Source organism: Micromonospora sp. NPDC005979 (assembly GCF_040614415.1).
Classification (GTDB): Bacteria; Actinomycetota; Actinomycetes; order Mycobacteriales; family Micromonosporaceae; genus Micromonospora.
In genome coordinates this window covers 347,810-365,949 of the sequence record NZ_JBEXUR010000002.1, presented here as the reverse complement: position 1 = coordinate 365,949, position 18,140 = coordinate 347,810, and the positions used below count along the sequence as shown (strand labels likewise).

Annotated in this window: 17 protein-coding genes; 8 read left to right on the top strand and 9 right to left on the bottom strand. The window is 72.7% G+C overall.

The genetic code is table 11. The features are described 5' to 3' along the window. Window positions 1–41: 41 nt before the first annotated feature. Window positions 42–4,487 carry an HAD-IC family P-type ATPase gene (locus tag ABZ272_RS04905; RefSeq protein ID WP_355048556.1) on the bottom strand — a complete coding sequence of 1,482 codons (4,446 nt, stop codon included), beginning with the start codon at window positions 4,485–4,487 and terminating at the stop codon, window positions 42–44. A 219-nt stretch (window positions 4,488–4,706) separates the two neighbouring features. On the opposite strand from ABZ272_RS04905, the gene ABZ272_RS04900 reads away from it, so the two are divergent. The 5 genes from ABZ272_RS04900 (at window position 4,707) to ABZ272_RS04880 (ending at window position 8,029) form a co-directional block, all read left to right on the top strand. Then, on the top strand, window positions 4,707–4,967 hold the full coding sequence (locus ABZ272_RS04900) for a hypothetical protein (RefSeq protein WP_355048555.1): 261 nt from the start codon (window positions 4,707–4,709) through the stop codon (window positions 4,965–4,967). Between the two features lie 59 nt (window positions 4,968–5,026). Then, complete coding sequence (locus ABZ272_RS04895; protein ID WP_355048554.1) at window positions 5,027–6,415, top strand: MFS transporter; 1,389 nt, start codon at window positions 5,027–5,029, stop codon at window positions 6,413–6,415. Between the two features lie 51 nt (window positions 6,416–6,466). Then, window positions 6,467–7,120 (top strand): GAP family protein, encoded by a 654-nt coding sequence (locus ABZ272_RS04890; RefSeq protein ID WP_355048553.1) that lies wholly within the window; start codon window positions 6,467–6,469, stop codon window positions 7,118–7,120. A gap of 82 nt (window positions 7,121–7,202) precedes the next feature. After that, window positions 7,203–7,397: a hypothetical protein gene (locus ABZ272_RS04885; RefSeq protein WP_355048552.1), complete on the top strand. Its 195-nt coding sequence runs from the start codon at window positions 7,203–7,205 to the stop codon at window positions 7,395–7,397. Window positions 7,398–7,480: 83 nt separating this feature from the next. Continuing rightward, window positions 7,481–8,029, top strand: a complete 549-nt coding sequence (locus ABZ272_RS04880; RefSeq protein ID WP_355048787.1) for a YbaK/EbsC family protein — start codon at window positions 7,481–7,483, stop codon at window positions 8,027–8,029. Window positions 8,030–8,065: 36 nt separating this feature from the next. Here the strand turns inward: ABZ272_RS04880 and ABZ272_RS04875 are convergent, their stop codons facing one another. From ABZ272_RS04875 to ABZ272_RS04850, 6 genes are read right to left on the bottom strand one after another with little or no spacing between them, the layout of a single operon-like run. Further along, window positions 8,066–8,707 (bottom strand): DsbA family oxidoreductase, encoded by a 642-nt coding sequence (locus ABZ272_RS04875; RefSeq protein ID WP_355048551.1) that lies wholly within the window; start codon window positions 8,705–8,707, stop codon window positions 8,066–8,068. Window positions 8,708–8,727: 20 nt separating this feature from the next. Next, complete coding sequence (locus ABZ272_RS04870) at window positions 8,728–9,156, bottom strand: SufE family protein (protein WP_355048550.1); 429 nt, start codon at window positions 9,154–9,156, stop codon at window positions 8,728–8,730. A 29-nt stretch (window positions 9,157–9,185) separates the two neighbouring features. Beyond that, a complete protein-coding gene (locus ABZ272_RS04865; RefSeq protein ID WP_355048549.1) occupies window positions 9,186–9,611 on the bottom strand; it encodes a CBS domain-containing protein in 426 nt (141 codons plus the stop codon). Window positions 9,612–9,667: 56 nt separating this feature from the next. Further along, window positions 9,668–11,437 (bottom strand): proline--tRNA ligase, encoded by a 1,770-nt coding sequence (locus tag ABZ272_RS04860; RefSeq protein ID WP_355048548.1) that lies wholly within the window; start codon window positions 11,435–11,437, stop codon window positions 9,668–9,670. 52 nt (window positions 11,438–11,489) lie between these two features. Beyond that, window positions 11,490–12,626: a hypothetical protein gene (locus ABZ272_RS04855; protein WP_355048547.1), complete on the bottom strand. Its 1,137-nt coding sequence runs from the start codon at window positions 12,624–12,626 to the stop codon at window positions 11,490–11,492. Beyond that, a complete protein-coding gene (locus ABZ272_RS04850) occupies window positions 12,590–13,729 on the bottom strand; it encodes a transporter substrate-binding domain-containing protein (RefSeq protein ID WP_355048546.1) in 1,140 nt (379 codons plus the stop codon). The genes ABZ272_RS04855 and ABZ272_RS04850 overlap by 37 nt, the downstream gene beginning before the upstream one ends. Window positions 13,730–14,084: 355 nt before the next feature. Between ABZ272_RS04850 and ABZ272_RS04845 the strand changes: the two genes are divergently transcribed. From ABZ272_RS04845 to ABZ272_RS04835, 3 genes are all read left to right on the top strand, one after another. Next, complete coding sequence (locus ABZ272_RS04845; protein ID WP_355048786.1) at window positions 14,085–14,852, top strand: SGNH/GDSL hydrolase family protein; 768 nt, start codon at window positions 14,085–14,087, stop codon at window positions 14,850–14,852. A gap of 2 nt (window positions 14,853–14,854) precedes the next feature. Further along, complete coding sequence (locus ABZ272_RS04840; protein WP_355048545.1) at window positions 14,855–15,301, top strand: hypothetical protein; 447 nt, start codon at window positions 14,855–14,857, stop codon at window positions 15,299–15,301. A gap of 86 nt (window positions 15,302–15,387) precedes the next feature. Continuing rightward, window positions 15,388–16,290, top strand: a complete 903-nt coding sequence (locus ABZ272_RS04835; protein ID WP_355048544.1) for a sulfurtransferase — start codon at window positions 15,388–15,390, stop codon at window positions 16,288–16,290. A gap of 124 nt (window positions 16,291–16,414) precedes the next feature. Here the strand turns inward: ABZ272_RS04835 and ABZ272_RS04830 are convergent, their stop codons facing one another. Together ABZ272_RS04830 and ABZ272_RS04825 are read right to left on the bottom strand one after the other, a co-directional pair. Then, on the bottom strand, window positions 16,415–17,593 hold the full coding sequence (locus ABZ272_RS04830) for a hypothetical protein (protein WP_355048543.1): 1,179 nt from the start codon (window positions 17,591–17,593) through the stop codon (window positions 16,415–16,417). Further along, window positions 17,590–18,126, bottom strand: a complete 537-nt coding sequence (locus ABZ272_RS04825; protein WP_355048542.1) for a SigE family RNA polymerase sigma factor — start codon at window positions 18,124–18,126, stop codon at window positions 17,590–17,592. The genes ABZ272_RS04830 and ABZ272_RS04825 overlap by 4 nt, the downstream gene beginning before the upstream one ends. Between the last annotated feature and the right edge of the window lie 14 nt (window positions 18,127–18,140).

Sequence of the window (18,140 nt, the reverse complement as noted above, 5' to 3'; positions counted from 1 at the left end):
AGCGAGATCAATGATGCCCGAGCCACCGGTCAGCGCTGCCGTCAGTCGCCGTCGACCGGCTGGGCGAGGTCGGGTCGGGCCGACGGGAGATGCGCGACCAGCCGGGTGAGCGCGCCGTTGGCGAGGGTGGCGCCGAGCGCCGATCCGGCGCCGATGGTCCAACCGACCGGACCGAGCGGCGTGCAGCCGAAGAACTGACTCACCCCCGGCGTCTGCACCACCACGACGAGCACTCCCAGCGACGCCGCCGTGGACGCCAGCACCGCCGGGCTCGTGCCTCCGGCCAGGATGGTCTGCCCGAGTTGGGTGCCGACCAGCGAGACGAGAGCGACGGTGCCGGCCCGGCGCTGCCGTCCGGTGTACCGGGCCAACGTCCAGCCGACCGTTGCGCCCAGCGTGGTGGACGCCGCGCGCAGTCCGATCTCCCGGCTGAGGGTCTCACCGAGGGACGCGTCCGGGCCCTCGGTGAGCAGTCCGTCGGTGCGGTCCGCGGCGGGCGGCCGGACCGCGATGGCCAGCGCCGGCGCCAGGTCGGTGAGCAGGTTGACCAGCAGCAGTTGCCGGCCGGTGAGGGCCGAGCGGCCGGTCGCCGCTGCGCTGAGCACGCTGAACGCGATCTCGCCGAGGTTGCCGCCGACGAGGATGCTCAGCGCGTGCCGGACCGACGACCACATGGCACGCCCTTCGACCAGGGTGGCGATGATGGTCTCCAGGCGGTCGTCGGTGACCACCAGGTCGGCGGCCGCCCGGGCCGCCGGTGTGCCACGTTGGCCGAGGGCGATGCCGACGTCGGCCAACCGGATCGCCGGGGCGTCGTTGGCGCCGTCGCCGGTCATCGCCACGGTCCGCCCGCACTTTTGCAACGCCTGGATGATCCGTACCTTGTGCGTCGGGGTGCAGCGGGCCACCACGTCGGTGGTGGCGAGCCGCTCGGCGAGCGCCTCGTCGTCCAGTTGGTCGAGTTCGGTGGCGGTGACCACCCGCTGCTCGTCGTGCTCGCTGATGGTGGCCGCGATGGCCTCGGCGGTGGCCGGATGGTCACCGGTGATCATGATGGTGTGCACGCCCGCCTGCCGGATGCGGCGTACCGCCGGCGCGGCGCTCTCCCGCACCCCGTCCGCGAGCGCCAGGAACCCCACGAAGGTCAGCCCCCGGACCTCGGAGTCGGTGATCTGCGCGGCGTCCACCTGGCACTCAGCGACGGCGAGGATCCGGTGCCCGGCGCCCGCCCGGTCGGCCAGCACGCGCTGGAGTTCCGCGCGGCCGGCGTCGTCCAGCGGCTCCCGTCGGCCGTCGGTACGGCGGTTCGCGCAGCGTGGCAGCACCGTCTCGGGGGCGCCCTTGACGCTCAACAGCAGGTGCCCATCGGTCTCGCCGACGGTGGCGTGGTAGCCCCGGGACGGCTCGAACGGCAGCCCGCCGACCGCGCGCCAGCCGGTCGCCCCGGTCTGTTCGACAACCTGAGCCGTGGCGGCGCCCCGCCGGACCGCCCGGTCGGTCTGCAACGCCAACTCTTCCGGATCGGCCGCCGCCGGGGTGGCCCGCAACGCGGTGGCGAGGGTCGACCGCAGGCGGTCGTCGAGCCGGTCCACCGGCGCGTACCGGTCGCCGACACCGTCGCCGACCCCCGCGAGGAGCAACTTGCCCTCGGTGAGGGTGCCGGTCTTGTCGAAGCAGAGCACATCCACCCGGCCCAACGCCTCGATGGTGCGCGGATTGCGGACCAACGCGCCGTGCTCGGCGAGGCGCCGGGCCGCCGCCAGTTGCGCGGCGCTGACCAGGAACGGCAGCCCCTCCGGCACCGACGCCACGGCCAGGTTCGCGGCGGTCGCCGCCGTTTCGGCCAGGGGTACGCCCCGGAGCAGTCCCGCCCCGGCGACGGCGATCGCCGAACCGGCGGCCAACGGGATGGCGGCGCTGGTCAACGAGCCGAGTCGGGCCTCCACCCCGCTGGTCGGGGGCGCCTGGCGAACCAGCGCCAGGCTGCGTCCGGACTCGGTGTCGGCCCCGATCGCCACCACGACGGCGGTGCCGTGGCCGGCGGCGACGGTGGTGCCCTCGTACAGCATCGAGTGGCGGTCGGCGATGGCCGCGGCGACGACCGCCCGATTGCTCTTGGCGACCGGCAGCGACTCGCCGGTCAGCGACGACTCGTCCGCCTCCAACCCCACCGATTCGAGCACCCGGCAGTCGGCCGGCACCGAGTCACCCGGTTCGAGGGAGATGACGTCGCCGAGCACCAGATCCTCGGCCGCGACGACCTGCTCGACTCCGTCCCGGTGGACCCGGGCGGTCACCGCCGAACGCGACAGCAGTTCCGCCAGCGAACGTTCCGTGTTGCGCTCGTGCACGGCGCCGACCAGCGCCGAACCGCCGACGACGCTGCCGACCAGCGCGGCGTCGACGAGCGAGCCGAACGACGCGGACAACACCGCCCCGGCCGCCAGTACGGGGGTGAGTGGGTTGGACAGCTCGTCCAGGAACGCCCGCAGCAGCCCACCACCGCCGGGCGTGCCGCCGCCCGTGCCGTGGCCGTCGTGCCGGCGGTGCGCCTCCGCGCCGGTCAACCCGTCGGGTGTGGTGTCCAGGCGGTCCAGCACGGTCCGTACCGGCATCAGGTGCCAGGCCGTCGCCACCGGCAGCGGTGTGTCCGACCGGTCGGGTAGCCGGTGGGCCCGCCAGACCCCGTTCGCGAACGCCAGTGCGGCCGCGCCGTTGACCGCCACGAGGGCCCGATGTGGCAGTTGGGCCGGCGGCGCGGTGAACGCGCCCAGCGCACCCAGCCCGGTGCCCGCCATGGCGAGCCGGATGTTCTGCTGGGTCATCCGGCGGGCTGCCCCGGTCGCCTCGATCACCAGTGCCACCACCCGGAGGTCGGCGCCGACCAGCAGGTGCGCTCCCCACGGGGGCAACTCCTCGGCGGCCGAGATGCCTAGCCCGCAGTCGGACGCGCCGAGCGCCGCCCGGTCGCCGGAGACCAGCATCACCACCGCGCCGTCGCGCTGGAGCGCGCGTACGGAGTCGGCCAACCGGTCTCCACCGGGCAGCAACGCGTCGGCGAAGTCGTACCGCTGCTCGTCGCCCCCGGCCACGACCAGCCTCAGTCCGGCGTGACGCGCGGCGGCGGGTAGACCGTCGACGCCGGGCGCGGGCTCCGGTTCGACCCGCAGCAGCGCGGCCAGTCGTCCCGCGTTGGTCAGCCCGAGCAACTGCCCGCCCGCCGTACGCAGCCGCTCGCCGTCGGGTACGTCGCCGCGGGCGTTCTCGGGCAGTTGGTGCAGAGGTGCGAGCCGCCAACCGTCGGACTGCCGCGAGGTGGTCGGGTCGGCGGGGTCGAACAGCTCGAACGCCCGCTCCGCCACCTCGTCGACGTCCGCGTCGGCCGCCGGGGCCAGATCGGCGAGTACGCCCCGCTCCGAACCGAGCACCGCCGCGTCCAGCACCAGCGTGTCGATCCGGTCCAACTGCCGCAGCACACTGCGGTCCATCGCGATCACCCCGCGCCGGGCGAGGATCCGGCCGAGCTGCGCCGCGTACCCCTCCCGTCCGCTGCCGGGGGCCTTCGGTAGCGCGGAGAGTCCCAGCGCGGCGGCCCGCTTGGGTCCGGCGAGCGGCGTCGCCGCCGCTGCCGCCGCCGCGCCCGCCGCGAGCACCCGGTTGATGTAGCGCTCGACCGGGCCGTCCGGCTTCGGGCAGGGGCGCTCGACCGCCGGCCACCGGGCGGTGGCACGTTCCGGGTCACCGGTCAGCCGTGGCTCGGCCTCCTCCCAGGCGGCGAGCTGGGCCCGCGCCTCGCCCCACTGCACCATCCGTTGGGCGCCGTCGAGGACTATCCCCGTCCACCTGCCGGTCAGGCCCTGCACGACGGCTTCGGCCAGCGGGAAGATGACGTCGGCGCGGGGATCGGAGCGCAGTCGTCTGCCGACGAACGCGTGCAGTTTCGGTTGGAGGTCGGCGGCGGCCAGCAGGCCCGCGACCTCACCGGGCAACGGGGTGAACGGCAGGATGCGGGTGGCCGCCGAGATGGTCAGACCCAGCGCGTCCGAGGCGAGCGCGCCGAGGGTGCGCGGCGTACGCGGCCCCTCTTCCGGCGGGTGCGGGGGTGGGATCTCCGGGTCCGGTTCGTGGTCACAGGTCCGCTCGACCCGGCTGATCGCGGCGATGAGGTCGCGCAGCCTCGGCTCGGGAGCCTGCACGGCCACCACGACCCGACCCGAGGGTGCGTTCACCCGGGCCCAGGCGACTCCGGGCAGTCGTTCCAGCGCGGCCTCGACCTGCCGGGCCAACCGGTCGCCGCCGTCCTGGCAGACACCGTGCACCTCGATGTGGTGGCGGCCCGGGCGCGACCAGACCCGGCGTCGGCTCAGGCCGGCGGTCCGGGCCAGACGGGTCGCGGCCGACCCGACGGTCCGGGACGCCTCACCGACCAGGTGCGGCACGCCGATGGACGGCAGGAGGCGGCCGGCGGCGCGACCCGCCGCCGTCATCGAGGCGTACGGCCGGACGGACGCCGGCCCGACTCCCCGTTGCCGTTTCTCGTGCCGTCGGTCATCTCGTCCTCCCGCCGCCCTCGCGTCCGGCGGCCTGGCTTCCCGACCTGGCGTCCGTTATGCCCCTCGGAGGACCGGAACTTTGCGCGGCGGGCTGCGCATGGACGGGGTGGGCGGTGGAATCCGACGACCAGCACCGGACATGGGGAGGCCGGAATGAGCACGCTGACGCGACACCTCAACGGTTCACGCGAGAACGTCCAGATGTACAGCCGGCGGGTCGAGTTGCCCATGCTGGGTGAGGTGGCCGTGCCGCCACCGGACAAGGTCGCCTACTACGCCGGGCTCGGGGTCCTGGCCGCGTTGCAGGTGATCGAGTGGCCGCTCGCCCTGGTGATCACCGCCGGGCATCTCCTCGCGGACCAGCACTTCTCGGGACTGGTCCGCGGCCTCGGGGAGGCGATCCAGGAAGCCTGACGAGAGCCGGGTCACGCCCCGGTTGACATGAATCCGGGTTGAGGTCGCAGGCTCGGTGCATGTCGAGCCGAACCGCCACCCTCGCCCCAACGTCCGCCGGGCTGTTCGCGTCTCGGCTGCGGGCGATGACGGTCGGTAGCGTGGCGTTGGTGTCGCTGCTTGCCTTCGAGGCGCTGGCGGTGGGCACGGCCATGCCGACCGTGGCGCGCAGTCTGGACGGCCTGGCGTTGTACGGCATCGCGTTCGGCGGCCCGTTCGCCGCCGGTGTACTGGCCATGGTCGTCTCCGGCATCTGGTGCGACGCGCGCGGACCGCGAGGGCCGATGTGGCACGGCGTCGCCTGGTTCGTGGTGGGACTGCTGATCGCCGGTACGGCGCAGGCGATGACGGCACTGGTGGTCGGCCGGGTGGTGCAGGGCTTCGGCTCCGGGCTGCTCTCGGTCGCGCTCTACGTCATCGTCGGGCAGGCGTACCCGGAGGAACTCCACCGGCGGATCTTCGCCGCGTTCGCGGCGGCGTGGGTCGTACCCTCGCTGGTCGGGCCGGCGCTGGCCGGGCTGATCGTCGAGTACCTGGGCTGGCGGTGGGTCTTTCTCGTGGTGCCGGCGGTGGCCGTCCCGGCGGTGTTGCTGATCCAGCCGGGCCTGCGGTCGCTCGACGCGACCGTGCCGACCCGGCCGCCGGGCGGCGCGGTCGCCCGCATCGGTTGGGCCTGCGGGGCGGGCGCGAGCGCCGCACTGTTGCACATCGGGGGGCAGCAGCGTGGCGTGGCGGCCCTGACGGTGATCGCGCTCGCCCTGGCCGGTCTGGTGATCTGCGCTCCGCGCCTGCTACCACCCGGGTTCCTCCGGGCGGGCCGAGGGCTGCCCACCGTCGTCGGTCTGCGGGGTCTGGCGTCGGCGGCGTTCGTCGGTGCCGAGGTGGTCATCCCGTTGATGCTGTCCCGGGAGCGGGGACTGTCGCCGACCGCCGCCGGGCTGGTCCTCACCGTGGGCGCTTTGGCCTGGTCGGTGGGCTCCTGGATACAGGGCCGAATTCCGGTGCCGGCCTCCCGGGCCAGCCTGCCGCGCGTCGGCCTGTGCGCGATCACGGCCGGTACGGCGACGGTGGCGCTGGCCGTTCGACCCGAGGTGCCGGTGGCCGTCGCCGTGCTGGGCTGGGCGGTCGCCGGGCTCGGCATGGGACTGCTCTACCCGTCGTTGTCGGTGCTCACGTTGGAGCTGTCCGCACCCGGTGAACAGGGCCGCAACAGCTCGTCGCTGCAACTGGGCGACTCCCTCTTCGCGGCGACCGTGCTGGCGCTCACCGGCGCCGTCCTGGCTGCGGGGAGCGCGCCCGGCCCGTCGAGCTATCTGGTGACGCTCGTGGTGGCGGCCGGTCTGGCGTTGCTCGGCGCGTTACTGGCCGGCCGGGTGGTGGTGCCGGGGAGCACCCGGCCGGGCGGGTGATCCACCGACGATTCGGCGCATCGGTCCCGGTCGGGCGTCAGGATGGCAGCGATGAGCTTCCTGACCGTCCTGCCGCTGGCCGTGGTGATGGTCGCCGGGACCCAACTGGTCGTGGCGATCTTCCTCGCCTCGTCCGACCGGCCCCGGGCCGCGTCGTCCGGGTTCCTCGCCGGCGCCGGACTGGTGGTGGTCGCCGGCGTGACGGTGAGCTGGTTGCTGACCCGGGTGCTGGGCGGGCTGGCGAACGACGCCAGCACGGCCGCCCGCAAGGTCGACAGTGGTCCGGCCATCGACCTGGTGGTCCTCGCGCTGTTGGTGGTCATGGCCGTGGTGATCTGGGTACGCCGCGACCGCTCCGGGCCGCCACGATGGCTGGGCAGCGTCAGTCACGCCGATCCGCGCTGGGCGGCGCGTACGGGCGCGCTGCTCTTCGTGGTGACGCCCACCGACGACCTCACCATGGCGACGGTGGGCGCGACGGTGGCCCGGCACGATCTTCCGTGGTGGCACCTGGTGCCGTTCGTGCTGCTCACCGTGCTGCTGCTCGCCGTGCCGCTACTGGCGCTGGTGCTGCTCGGGTCGAAGGCCGCGAGGGTGCTCGCCCGGATGCGGAGCTGGGCCGAGGGGCATGCCTGGATCGTCAACGAGATCGTGATCGCGTTCTTCGCGCTGCTCACGGTGTTGGACCTGCTCAAGTCGGGGTGAGGTCGCGGTGCCCCGGACACGTACGGGGGAACCGCGCGGAGATGAGAGATGTGCCGGTTCACGTTCGTCTTACGGTGACCCCATGTTCGTTGTCGTCACCACGGTGATCCTCTACGTCTTCGGTTTCGTGTTCCTCTACGGCGTGATCCGGCTGGGCGTCCGGCACGCGCTGGAGGACCTGGAGCTTCAGCGGGCCCGGGCCCGACGCGAAGAGGAGCTGGCGGCCGACCGCGACCGCTCGTTCATGCGCGACAACGCGTTCCTCGCGGGCAGTTGAGCCGCGACGTGGACGTGGCGTCGCGGGACGTGCCCGGTGTCGACGGGCGATCCGGCGGCACGGGTGCGAGGATCGCATCCGTGATGGGAACGTTGAAGACCGAACCGGCCCGTACCCGCCTGGATCTGCTCGCCCCGCCGGTCGCGGAGGCCATTGCCCAGTGGCCCGCCGAGGCGCCGGTCGACGTCGACGACGTGCTGGTCGCGCCGATCGACGCCGACCTCGCCGACACGGCGGAGTTCTGCGCCGCGTACGAGGTGGGGTTGGACGTGTCGGCCAACTGCGTCGTGGTGGCCGGCAAGCGCGAGGGCGTGGTCCGCTACGCGGCCTGCATCGTGCTGGCGACCACGCGGGCCGACGTGAACGGGGTGGCCCGCAGGGCACTGGACGTCCGCAAGGCGAGCTTCGCCCCGATGACCGACGCGGTCGATTTGACCGGCATGGAGTACGGCGGGATCACCCCGATCGGGCTGCCGGCGCAGTGGCCGATCCTGGTGGACGCGCGGGTGATCGCCACCCCGCACGTGATCATCGGGTCCGGCGTACGGCACAGCAAGATCGCGCTGCCCGGGCCGGCGCTGGGCGCACTGCCCGGCGCGCAGGTGGTGGAAGGCCTGGCCAGACCGGCCTGACCAGGCATCAGCATCGATACCGTTGCACGTGAAACATCACGCCTGACCGGCGGCGGCCTCCCGCTGCTCGACCTCGGCCAGCGCGGCGAGCAGCGTGGACGTCTCCTGGGCGCCGCTGACCGCGTACTTCCCGGCCAGCACGAACGTCGGCACGCTGCTGATGCCCAGGTCACGGGCGGCGGCCAGGTCGGCGGCGAGTTCAGCGGTCCGCTCGTCGGAGTCGAGGAACCGGCGGACGTCGGCAGCGTCCAGGCCGATCGAGCCGGCGATCGTCGCCAACACCTCCCGGGAGCCGACGTCGAGACCCTCGGTGAAGTGCGCCTGGTACAGGGCGTCCACCATCTCGGCCGCCCGGTCGCGCTCGCTGGCGTAGCCGACCAGCCGGTGCGCGTCGAAGGTGTTCGCGGCCACCGCGTGGTCGTAGTCCAGCCGGAGTCCGTCACCCGCCGCGACCTGGACCACCCGCTCGACCATCTGTCGCGCCCGCTCGGGGCCGCCGAACTTGCCGGCCAGCGCGTCGACCACCGGGAGCGGTTCGGGCACCGGCGACGGGTCGAGCTGGAACGGCCGGTAGCGGACGGTCACCTCACCGTCGTAGCGGGCGATTGCCTCGTCCAGGCGACGCTTGCCCAGGTAGCACCACGGGCAGACGACGTCCGCGTAGATCTCGATCTCCATGATCGGTGGCAACTGCCCGTTCAGCCGAGTTGTTCCCGGACCTGCCGCTTGAGTCGGCCCAGGATCGCGGTACCCCCGCGTACCCGCAGCGGACTGATCGCCTGGGCCAGGCCCATCCGCTGGTAGAGATCGTCCGGAACCGCCAGCACCTCCTCGGCGCTCGCGCCGGCCAGCCCTTCGGCGAGGATTCCGGCGAACGCCCGGGTGGTCGGCGCCTCCGGCGGGCAGTCGAAGAGCGTCTCGACCACCCCGTCCGGCGTCACGGTGGCGCGCAGGAAGAACGCGGTCTGGCACTCGGGCACCTGCTCCATGCCCTCGCGCGTGGTGTCGTCGTCCGGCAGCACGGGAATGACGTCCGCGTACTCCAGCAGCATCTCCAACACCAGGTCGCGCGGCGCGGCGGCGAACTCGTCGACGATCTCGGCCAGTCGGGCCGGCATGTCAGCCATGAGTCGAGGCTACCGCCGGCGCCGACGGCTCACGTGGTCGGCGACTGTTCGCTGATCTCACTCAACGCGCTGGTCGGGTCGAGCTGCATGGCCAGGTCACCGAGCGAGACGATGCCCACCAGCTTGCGGTCGGTGTCGCAGACCAGCACCCGCCGGATGCCCCGGTCCCGCATGAGCGCCGCGGCCTCCCCGGCCGTGCAGTGCTGCTCGATCATGACCACCTCGCGGGTCACGATCGAGCCGATGGTGGTCGATGCCGGTGACGCGTTCTCGGCGACCGCCCGGACCACGATGTCCCGGTCGGTGAGCATGCCGGCGAGGGTGGCGCCGTCGGTGACCACCACGTCGCCGATGTCCGCCTCCTTCATCACCCTGGCCGCCTCGTCCAGGGTGGTCTCCGCCGACAGGTACACGACCTGCTTGGTCATCACGTCGCTGACCCGGTAACCGGTCATGAGATCCTCCGAAGACGCTCTACCCGATCCGACTGCACTACCCCGTGACGCGGCGGCTACACCAGGTTCGCACGTTCGCGGCCGACCTCGTCGACGATCCGCCCCACCACGGCGTCCACCGGCAGTTCCGTCCGCCGGTCAGTCGCCCGCTCACGCAGCTCGACGTACCCGTCGGTCAGACGGCGGCCGACCACGACGGCGCGCGGGATGCCGATCAGCTCGGCGTCGGTGAACTTCACCCCGGCCGAGACGTGCGTGCGGTCGTCGACCAGCACGCGCAGGCCGGCGGCGGCCAGCCGCCCGCCGAGGTCCAGCGCCGCGTCGAGCTGCGGGCCCTTGCCCGCCACCACCAGGTGTACGTCGCACGGCGCGACCGCCGCCGGCCAGCGGAGCCCGCGCTCGTCGTGATGCTGCTCGGCGATGGCCGCGACCGCTCGGGAGATCCCGATGCCGTAGCAGCCCATGGTGGGTCGGACCGGCTTGCCGGCCGGCCCGAGCACGTCGACGGCGAACGCGTCGGTGTACCGGCGACCGAGCTGGAAGATGTGCCCGATCTCGATGCCCCGCCGGATGGTCAGCTCGCCGTCGGCGCAGTCGGGGCAGGGGTCGCCGGCACGTACCTCGGCCGCCTCGATCGTGCCGTCGGGCGTGAAGTCCCGGCCGCAGACCACGTCGGTGGCGTGCCGACCCGGCTCGTTCGCGCCCGTCAGCCAGCCGGAACCGGTCACCACCCGGGGATCGACCAGGTAGCGGATGCCCAGCTTGGCGAGCACCTGCGGGCCGAGGTAGCCGCGTACCAACTCCGGATGTTCGGTCCACTCCTCGAAGACCGCCACCTGCGCCGGCTCCAGCGCGGCGGCGAGCCGCTTCAGGTCGACCTCCCGGTCACCGGGCAGCCCGACCACCAGGGGTTCGGCGCGGTCCGACCCGGGCTGACGCACGGTCAGGACGACGTTCTTCAGGGTGTCCGCGGCGGTCCAGTCGTCGCGGCCACCGAGCCGGCGGCTGTTCGCCAACTCGACCAGGCCGGCGATCGTCGGAGTCTCGGGGGTGTCGTGCACCCGCGCCGCCGGCTGGGCGTCGGGATCGCCCGCAGCGGGCGCGCGGGTGACGACGGCCTCGGTGTTCGCCGCGTAGTCGCAGGCGGTGCAGCCGACGAAGGTGTCCTCGCCGACCGGCGTCGAGGCCAGGAACTCCTCCGACGCCGAGCCGCCCATCGCGCCGGACATCGCGTGCACCACCGTGTGGTCCAGGCCCAGCCGATCGAAGATCCGCTGGTACGCCGCCCGGTGCCGGGCGTACGCGTCCCGCAGGCCCGCCTCGTCCAGGTCGAAGGAGTACGCGTCCTTCATCAGGAACTCCCGGCCGCGCAGCACACCGGCCCGGGGTCGCGCCTCGTCGCGGAACTTCGTCTGCACCTGGTACAGCGTCACCGGGAAATCCCGGTACGACGTGAACACGTCCTTCACCAGCAGCGCCGCCATCTCCTCGTGGGTGGGCGCCAACAGGTGTTCGGCGCCGCGCCGGTCGGCGAGGGTGAAGAGGAGGTCGCCGTACTCGGTCCACCGGCCGCTGGTGCGGTACGGCTCGGCGGGCAGCAGCGCCGGGAAGTGCACCTCCTGGTCGCCGATCGCGTTCAGTTCGGCGCGCACCACCTCGGTGATCCGGTCCAGCACCAGCTTGCCCAGCGGCAGCCACGTGTAGCCGCCCGGCGCGGCGCGGCGGATGTACCCGGCGCGCAGCAGCAGCCGATGGCTCGGCACCTCCGCGTCGGCCGGATCCTCGCGCAGGGTCCGCAGCAACAGGGTCGACATGCGTAGCAGCATCCGCGCAGCCTAATGACCGCGATCCGGGCACGGCGAGCCAATTCAGGCCGGGTCAGGGAGTGCCGGGGAGGCGGCCCTCGCAGCGGATGTCCGGATCGGCCACCGGCCGGCGGGGCATCATCCAGTCGAGGGCGGTCTCCTCCACCGGCCAACCTCCCACCGAGACGAGGCTGTACGGCACCGCCGCCGCCTGCGGGCAGAGGACCTGCGACTCGACCCAGTCGTTGGGCAGGAACCGCACGGTGGCGGTGCGGTCCAGCACGATGGTCGACGTGTCGGTGACAGTGATGAGCGCGCCGAGCACCACCTGCCGGCCGTCGGCGGCGGACGGGGGACCGTCCGGGGTTCCCGTGCCGCCGTTTCCGGGGGCACCCGGGGCCGCTGAGTTCGTGCTTTCCAACGGCCGCGGGGCCGGGCCGTCCGGGGCTGTCGACGCCGGGACTTCCGGGGTCGTCGCGGCCGATTTCTTCGGGACCACCTCGACGGCGGCGGTGGGCAGCAGCGGCACCCGGAGGAACACCGCGCCCATCACCACGGGGAGCACGGCGGCGACCGTGAACGCCAGGCCGTGTGTCAGCGCCGGGGCGATCCACCCGGGAATCGGGCCGGTGAGCAGCAGGGTGGCGGCGGGTGGCACGGCCAGCAGGGCGGCGGTGGCCAACTCACCCTGCCGGAACGCCGTCCAGATCGCCGGTCCGAGCACGCTGTACGCCAGGACCGCCGCCGCCAGTGGCAGGGCCACGCTGACGAACAGGATGCGGGTCGGCTGATCCGGGTGCAGGTAGCGGGTGCGCAGCGCCAGCAGCCAGAGGCCGAGCATCAGCAGCGACGGCAGGAAGCGGAGCTGCCAGGTGAGCGCCGCCAGCGCGACCGCCGCGCTGATCACCCAACCGGGGGTACGCGCCGTCCCGGAGGCCAGCAGCGAGCGTTCCGGGTCGAATCGTTCAGGGGCGCTGAGCCGGAGCAGCCGACCGAGGACGCCGAAGGTGAGCACGACGACGGGGAATGCCCACACCAGGGCGATCAACAGGGCGCTGAGCAGGCCGAGCGGGCTGACGTACTGGACCAGCAGCAGCATCGTGGACATGTCCTGCTGGCTGAGCTGCCAGAGCCGCAGCACCAGCAGGAGGACGGGGAAGGCGGGTAGGAGGGTCAGCAGCCACTGTTGCGCCTGCCGCGCCCCCGCCATCCGACGCGGGCGAACGGCCCAGTGTGAACCGGTGACGACCCGGGGTGCGCCGGGGGCGGCAGTGCGATCCTCTCCCACGGCCACTGTCGCACCTCCACCTTCCTCGGATCGGGTTGCTGCTGTTCCGCGACCGGCTGCGGGAGGTTGTACCCCTGCTGCCATCGGAGGTTGGCGTTGAACGCGTTCTCCCAGGCCGAGTTGTCCTCGTCCTTGGCCGACTCGTAGAGAGCCAGGTCGACAAGGTCGAGCAGGGCCTTGTTGGGGCCGGTGTTGACGCCCCACCGCTCCTGCGGCGACGAGCCGATGTCCCAGTGCCGCAGCGGTTTGACGTTCTTGAGGGTCACGGTGAACCGCTGACCGTCGTCGCCCGGCTGGTCGCCGGTGACGAAGCCGGCGAGGATCGCCGCGTCGGTGGTGACGGCCTGCACCTTGCCGTCGTACATCTCCTGGATGCACTCGCTGATCCGGTTACGGCCCACCGGCGTGGCACCGGCCTCGGCGAGGCGCTGAATGGACGTCGAAGTGGTCAGCGAGCAAACGGTCAGCCCACGCAGATCCTCCAGGCTGCTCACCTGGCCCTTGAAGTCCTTCAACGTCACCACCGACTGCTCGGTGTGCAGGTACGCGGCCGAGAAGACCGCGCCCTCCTCTCGGCGCTTGTCGTTGATGCTGTACGACGCGATGACCAGGTCGACGGTGACGAAACCCTCGCCGTCCTGGGCCTGCCGACGGGCCCGGTCCTCACTCTCGATCGGCACGAAACGCACTTGGGAGTGGTCGAAGCCGAGATAGCTCGCGATCATGTACGCGATGTCGACGTCGAAGCCCTTCCAGACGTTGTTCGGAAGGCGCTGTGAGATGCCCGGCTGGTCGTCCTTCACCCCGATGATGAGCTGCTGCTTGCCCTTGAGCTGAGCGTCCTCCAGCAGCTCGTCCCGGGTCGGCGGACCCATGGCGAGGACGATCGGGACCAGGGCGGCGGCCAGGACGGCCAGCGCGACGACGAGCCCCACGAGTCGGATCTGACGGGTCCGTGTGGTGCGCGACGGTGTGTCCGCCGCCGGCGCCGGCCCGGCGGGGCTCGGCTCGCTTGCCTGACTCAACTAGGCCCTCCCCGCTACCCGGCCCGGTGACCGGCCCTCCATTGTGGGGCCTGCCGGCGAGGGAGGGACATCCCGACATCAGCCGGATTGGCGACACCAAGCCGGCGGCCTAGCTGGCCGGATCGGCTTGATCGACACGAGTTCGCCGAAGTCGGGGTATCAAGTCGACTCCGATACCCCCATATCAGCGACCTCGTGTCGATCAAGGCGGCAGAGCCCGGCGCTGGGCTCGAGCACGGCACTCGATCGAGGCGCGCGCATGACGTCCGCCACGTCGGCCGGTCGGGGCACCGGCCGACGCGCCTGCGGTGAAAGACTGGTCGCCGCAGGCAACGGGTGGCGTGAGGGGGCGCGGGTGCGCTGGCGCAGTTTTGTCGCGGTCGGGGACAGCTTCACCGAGGGTATGGACGACGCGTACCCGGATGGCACCTTCCGGGGGTGGGCCGACCTGGTGGCGACCCGGCTCGCCGCCGAGGCGGGCCCCGACTTCCGGTACGCGAACCTGGCCATCCGGGGCCGGCTCTTCCCGAGCGTGGTCGCCGAGCAGGTGCCCTCCGCGGTGGCGATGAAGCCCGACCTGATCAGCTTCGCGGCCGGCGGCAACGACGTGCTGCGCCGCACCTTCGACCCGGAGACGCTCGTCTCCCGCTTCGACGATGTCGTTCGGCAACTCCGCTCCGGCGGTGCGGACGTGCTGCTCTTCCGATTCGCGGACGTGATGGCACGCCTGCCCGGCCAGCGTCTCGTCGCTCCCCGGGTGCAACTGCTCAACCAGGCGGTCGGCGAGACTGCCGAGCGGCACGGCGCGATCCTGGTCGACCTGTACGCCGACGACACGTTCCTCAACCCGATGCTGTGGAGCACCGACCGGCTGCACCTCTCTCCGGCCGGTCACCGGCGGGTCGCCGGGCAGGTGTTGAATGCGCTCGGCGTGGGCTGTGACGAGGAGTGGCTGCTGGTCCCGCCGCACCCGGCGCCGTCGCCGTGGCTCGCCGCGCGTGCGTCCGACCTGCGCTGGGCCGGGCAGTACCTGGCCCCGTGGATCAAGCGGCGGCTCACCGGCCGGTCGTCCGGTGACACGGTGACCGCGAAGCGTCCGCTGCTCGGGCCGATCGTCGACTGACCGTGCGCACGTTGCACACCGCGCCGCTGCTGCGCCGCGAACGGGACGGCGAGCCGGTGCGGGAGCACGCCGTGCTGGTCGTCGGCGACCGCGTCGAGGCGATCGGCCCGCTGGCCGAGCTGACCGAGGCGTACCCGGGGGTGCGGGTGCGCCGCTGGGCCGGAGTCCTCGGTCCGGGCCTGCTGCACGACGGCCCGCTGCCGGCGGCACCCACCCCGCGTGAGCGGGTGCACGCGCTGCTGCGTACCGGAGTGACGGCGGTGCTGGCGGATCATCTGGCCGAACCGGCACTACGGGGCGCCGTCGACCGCAGTGAACTGCTGGTGCTGGCCGGACCAGCGGCACCGACCCTGGTGAGCGGTGGCCGGGCGGACCTGTCGGTACACGACGTCGACGGAACCTGCCTCGCGACCGTGGTCGCCGGCCGGATCGTGCACCGACGCGCCTGAACGCGGCAGCGTTAGCTGCGACACCCCTGACCCCCCGATCCCCGATGGCGGGCCGCCCGGCGGTGTCGCGGCGTACCTTGGGGCTCATGTCTGTGCCGAACGATCCTGATCCCCGCCTCCAGTCGTACGCCGACCCACGGCGGCTGGTCACCACCGACTGGCTGGCCGAGCACCTGGGCGACGAGGGCCTCGTCGTGATCGAGTCCGACGAGGACGTCCTGCTCTACGAATCCGGTCACATCCCCGGCGCCGTCAAGGTCGACTGGCACCTCGACCTGAACGACCAGGTCACCCGGGACTACCTCGACGCGACCAGCTTCGCCGAGATGTGCGCCGCGAAGGGTATCGGTCGGGGCGACACCGTCGTCTTCTACGGCGACAACTTCAACTGGTGGGCCGCGTACGCCCTCTGGGTCTTCTCGCTCTTCGGCCACGCCGACGTGCGGCTGCTCGACGGCGGCCGGCAGAAGTGGGTCGCCGAGGGGCGCGAGCTGACCCGCGACAAGCCGGCCCGGCCCCGCGCCGACTACCCGGTGCCGCTGCGGGACGACGCGCCGCTGCGCGCGTTCCGCGAGCAGGTGATGGCCCACATCGCGGTGGGTCGGCCGCTGGTCGACGTCCGGTCCCCGGGCGAGTACACCGGCGAGATGCTGCACATGCCGGACTACCCGCAGGAGGGCGCGTTGCGGGGTGGGCACATCCCGGGCGCGGTCAACAAGCCGTGGAAGTCCGCCGCGAACGAGGACGGGACGTTCAAGTCCGCCGACGAGCTGAAGGCGATCTACGCTGACCAGCTCGGGCTCAGCCCGGACGACGACGTGATCGCGTACTGCCGGATCGGCGAGCGGTCCAGCCACACCTGGTTCGTGCTGCGGCACCTGCTCGGCTACCCGCAGGTGCGCAACTACGACGGCTCGTGGACGGAGTGGGGCAACCTGGTCCGGGCGCCGGTGGTGAAGGGCGACCAGCCCGGCGGCATCGCCGCCTGAGACGCGGGCTCGGCCGGCTGAGCACGCCACGCTGCTCAGCCGGCCAGTACCAACACGCCCGCTCTTCAGCCGGCCAGTACCGACACGCCCGCTCTTCAGCCGGGCAGCGCCAGCACGCCGCCCCTCAGCCGGCCAGCGCCAGCACGCCTCGCAGGTCGGCGATGATCCCAGTGATCTCGCCGGTCTCCGGGTCCCAGCGCGCCAGGGCGGCCGGTTCCAGGCGCAGCAGCACCGCGCCCTTGTTGTCCCAGCCCAACACCGGGCAGCAGCCCTTGCCACGGTCCCGCCCGAGGTCGAGCAGGTGGGTCACCGAGCCGGTACGGGAGTCCAGCACGGCCACCCCCTCCGCGCCGCTGATCTGGTTGTTGACGATCCACGCTGCGCTGGCCAGCCGGCCCCCGTGCAGCCAACCCCGGCCGTAGAACTCGTTGACCTGATAGGGCGGCGGCAGCCCGTCAAAGGTGATCCGCGATTCGGAGCGGACCGGGCCGTCGAAGGCGGTCCGGCTCTGCAGCTTCAGGTCACCGCGCTCGCCGACCAGCTCGAGCACAGCCGCCCCACGGCCGGCCTCCGGATCGGGCGTGACCACATTCCAGGCCGACACGTCGGTGGTGCTGGCCGCCTCGGTGTCCCGCTGTACCACGTACGTCCGGTTGTCGCCGCCGACCAGCACCCGGTCGTGCGCCCACACCACCAACTCCAGGTAGCCGTCGAGGGGGATGCGACGTACGCCCGCCGTGGTGAGGTCGACCATGATCAGCTCGTTGGTCTGCGCGAACGCCGCCCACCGCCCGTCCGGCGACAGGACACCCGGCTTGACCGCTGTCGCCTCGTTGCCGCTCTCGTCCCAGGTGGGTGCCGGCGTCACCACGTCCAGACTGCGGACCACGCCGTCGTCGCCGAGGATTCGGATCGGGCCGTCCGGTTGACCCTCCTCGCTCAGTGGCTGGAACAGCGCCAGCGCCCGCTGGACCGGTCGCGCGGACAGCGCCACGGTCGGCGGGCCGCTGATCCGGCTCAGCGGATCGGGTGGGTACGTCAGCTTGGCGGGCGGGCGCTGCACGGGATCGCCGTGGGTGGGCGCAACGGTCGGCGCCACCGGATGGGCCAGGCGTGGATCGGGGGACGGTCGTAGGGCGATCGCCGTACCGCCGGCCAGGGCCACCGCCACGACGACCGCGCCGAGGGCGCGTCGGGTCCGCCGGGTCCGCCGCGCCCGCTCCCAGCCTGCCGTCGCCGGTGCGCTGGGCAGCACGTCCTGCACGGTGACGGTGAACAGGTCGCGCAGGTTCTGCTCGTTCACTGGTTCACCTCCACACCGTTGACGCCCCGACCCGGTCGGTCGTCCCCGGTGAGGGCGGGAGCAACCTCCCGGAGCCGCCGCAGCGCCAGGTGGCACTGGCTCTTCACGGTGCCCACGGTCACCCCGAGCGCCTCGGCCGTGGCGACCTCGGTCAGGTCCTCGTAGTAACGCAGCACCAGCACGGCCCGCTGGCGTGGCGGCAGCATCCCCAGCGCGTCGTGCAGGGTCAGCCGCAGCGCGCCGTCCCGGTCCGGCGCGGCCCGCTCCGGCGGCGCGGCGCTGAGCCACTCCCGGCGGCGACGTCGCCACCAGGACACCGCGTCCCGGTAGAGGATGGCCCGCACGTAGGCGGCGGGATCCCCGTCGCGGACCGAGGTCCAGCGCAGCGCGAGCTTCAGCAGGGCGTCCTGGAGAAGGTCCTCGGCCTGGTGCCGGTTGCCACAGATCAGGAAGGCCGCGCGCAGGAGCCGGTGCTGGTTGCTCTCCACGAAGGCGAGGTAGCCGTCGCGGCCGTCGTCCGCCGTCGATCCCATCCGCACCCCTTCCG

Excerpts from the sequence above, each read along its gene's own strand:
- ABZ272_RS04880 (WP_355048787.1), top strand. The coding sequence starts at position 7,481 with ATGGGAACGTTGAAGACCGAACCGGCCCGTACCCGCCTGGATCTGCTC.
- ABZ272_RS04890 (WP_355048553.1), top strand. The coding sequence starts at position 6,467 with ATGAGCTTCCTGACCGTCCTGCCGCTGGCCGTGGTGATGGTCGCCGGG.
- ABZ272_RS04825 (WP_355048542.1), bottom strand. The coding sequence starts at position 18,126 with ATGGGATCGACGGCGGACGACGGCCGCGACGGCTACCTCGCCTTCGTG.
- ABZ272_RS04870 (WP_355048550.1), bottom strand. The coding sequence starts at position 9,156 with ATGGCTGACATGCCGGCCCGACTGGCCGAGATCGTCGACGAGTTCGCC.
- ABZ272_RS04895 (WP_355048554.1), top strand. The coding sequence starts at position 5,027 with ATGTCGAGCCGAACCGCCACCCTCGCCCCAACGTCCGCCGGGCTGTTC.
- ABZ272_RS04835 (WP_355048544.1), top strand. The coding sequence starts at position 15,388 with ATGTCTGTGCCGAACGATCCTGATCCCCGCCTCCAGTCGTACGCCGAC.
- ABZ272_RS04860 (WP_355048548.1), bottom strand. The coding sequence starts at position 11,437 with ATGCTGCTACGCATGTCGACCCTGTTGCTGCGGACCCTGCGCGAGGAT.
- ABZ272_RS04905 (WP_355048556.1), bottom strand. The coding sequence starts at position 4,487 with ATGACGGCGGCGGGTCGCGCCGCCGGCCGCCTCCTGCCGTCCATCGGC.
- ABZ272_RS04865 (WP_355048549.1), bottom strand. The coding sequence starts at position 9,611 with ATGACCGGTTACCGGGTCAGCGACGTGATGACCAAGCAGGTCGTGTAC.
- ABZ272_RS04900 (WP_355048555.1), top strand. The coding sequence starts at position 4,707 with ATGAGCACGCTGACGCGACACCTCAACGGTTCACGCGAGAACGTCCAG.
- ABZ272_RS04875 (WP_355048551.1), bottom strand. The coding sequence starts at position 8,707 with ATGGAGATCGAGATCTACGCGGACGTCGTCTGCCCGTGGTGCTACCTG.
- ABZ272_RS04885 (WP_355048552.1), top strand. The coding sequence starts at position 7,203 with ATGTTCGTTGTCGTCACCACGGTGATCCTCTACGTCTTCGGTTTCGTG.
- ABZ272_RS04855 (WP_355048547.1), bottom strand. The coding sequence starts at position 12,626 with ATGGCGGGGGCGCGGCAGGCGCAACAGTGGCTGCTGACCCTCCTACCC.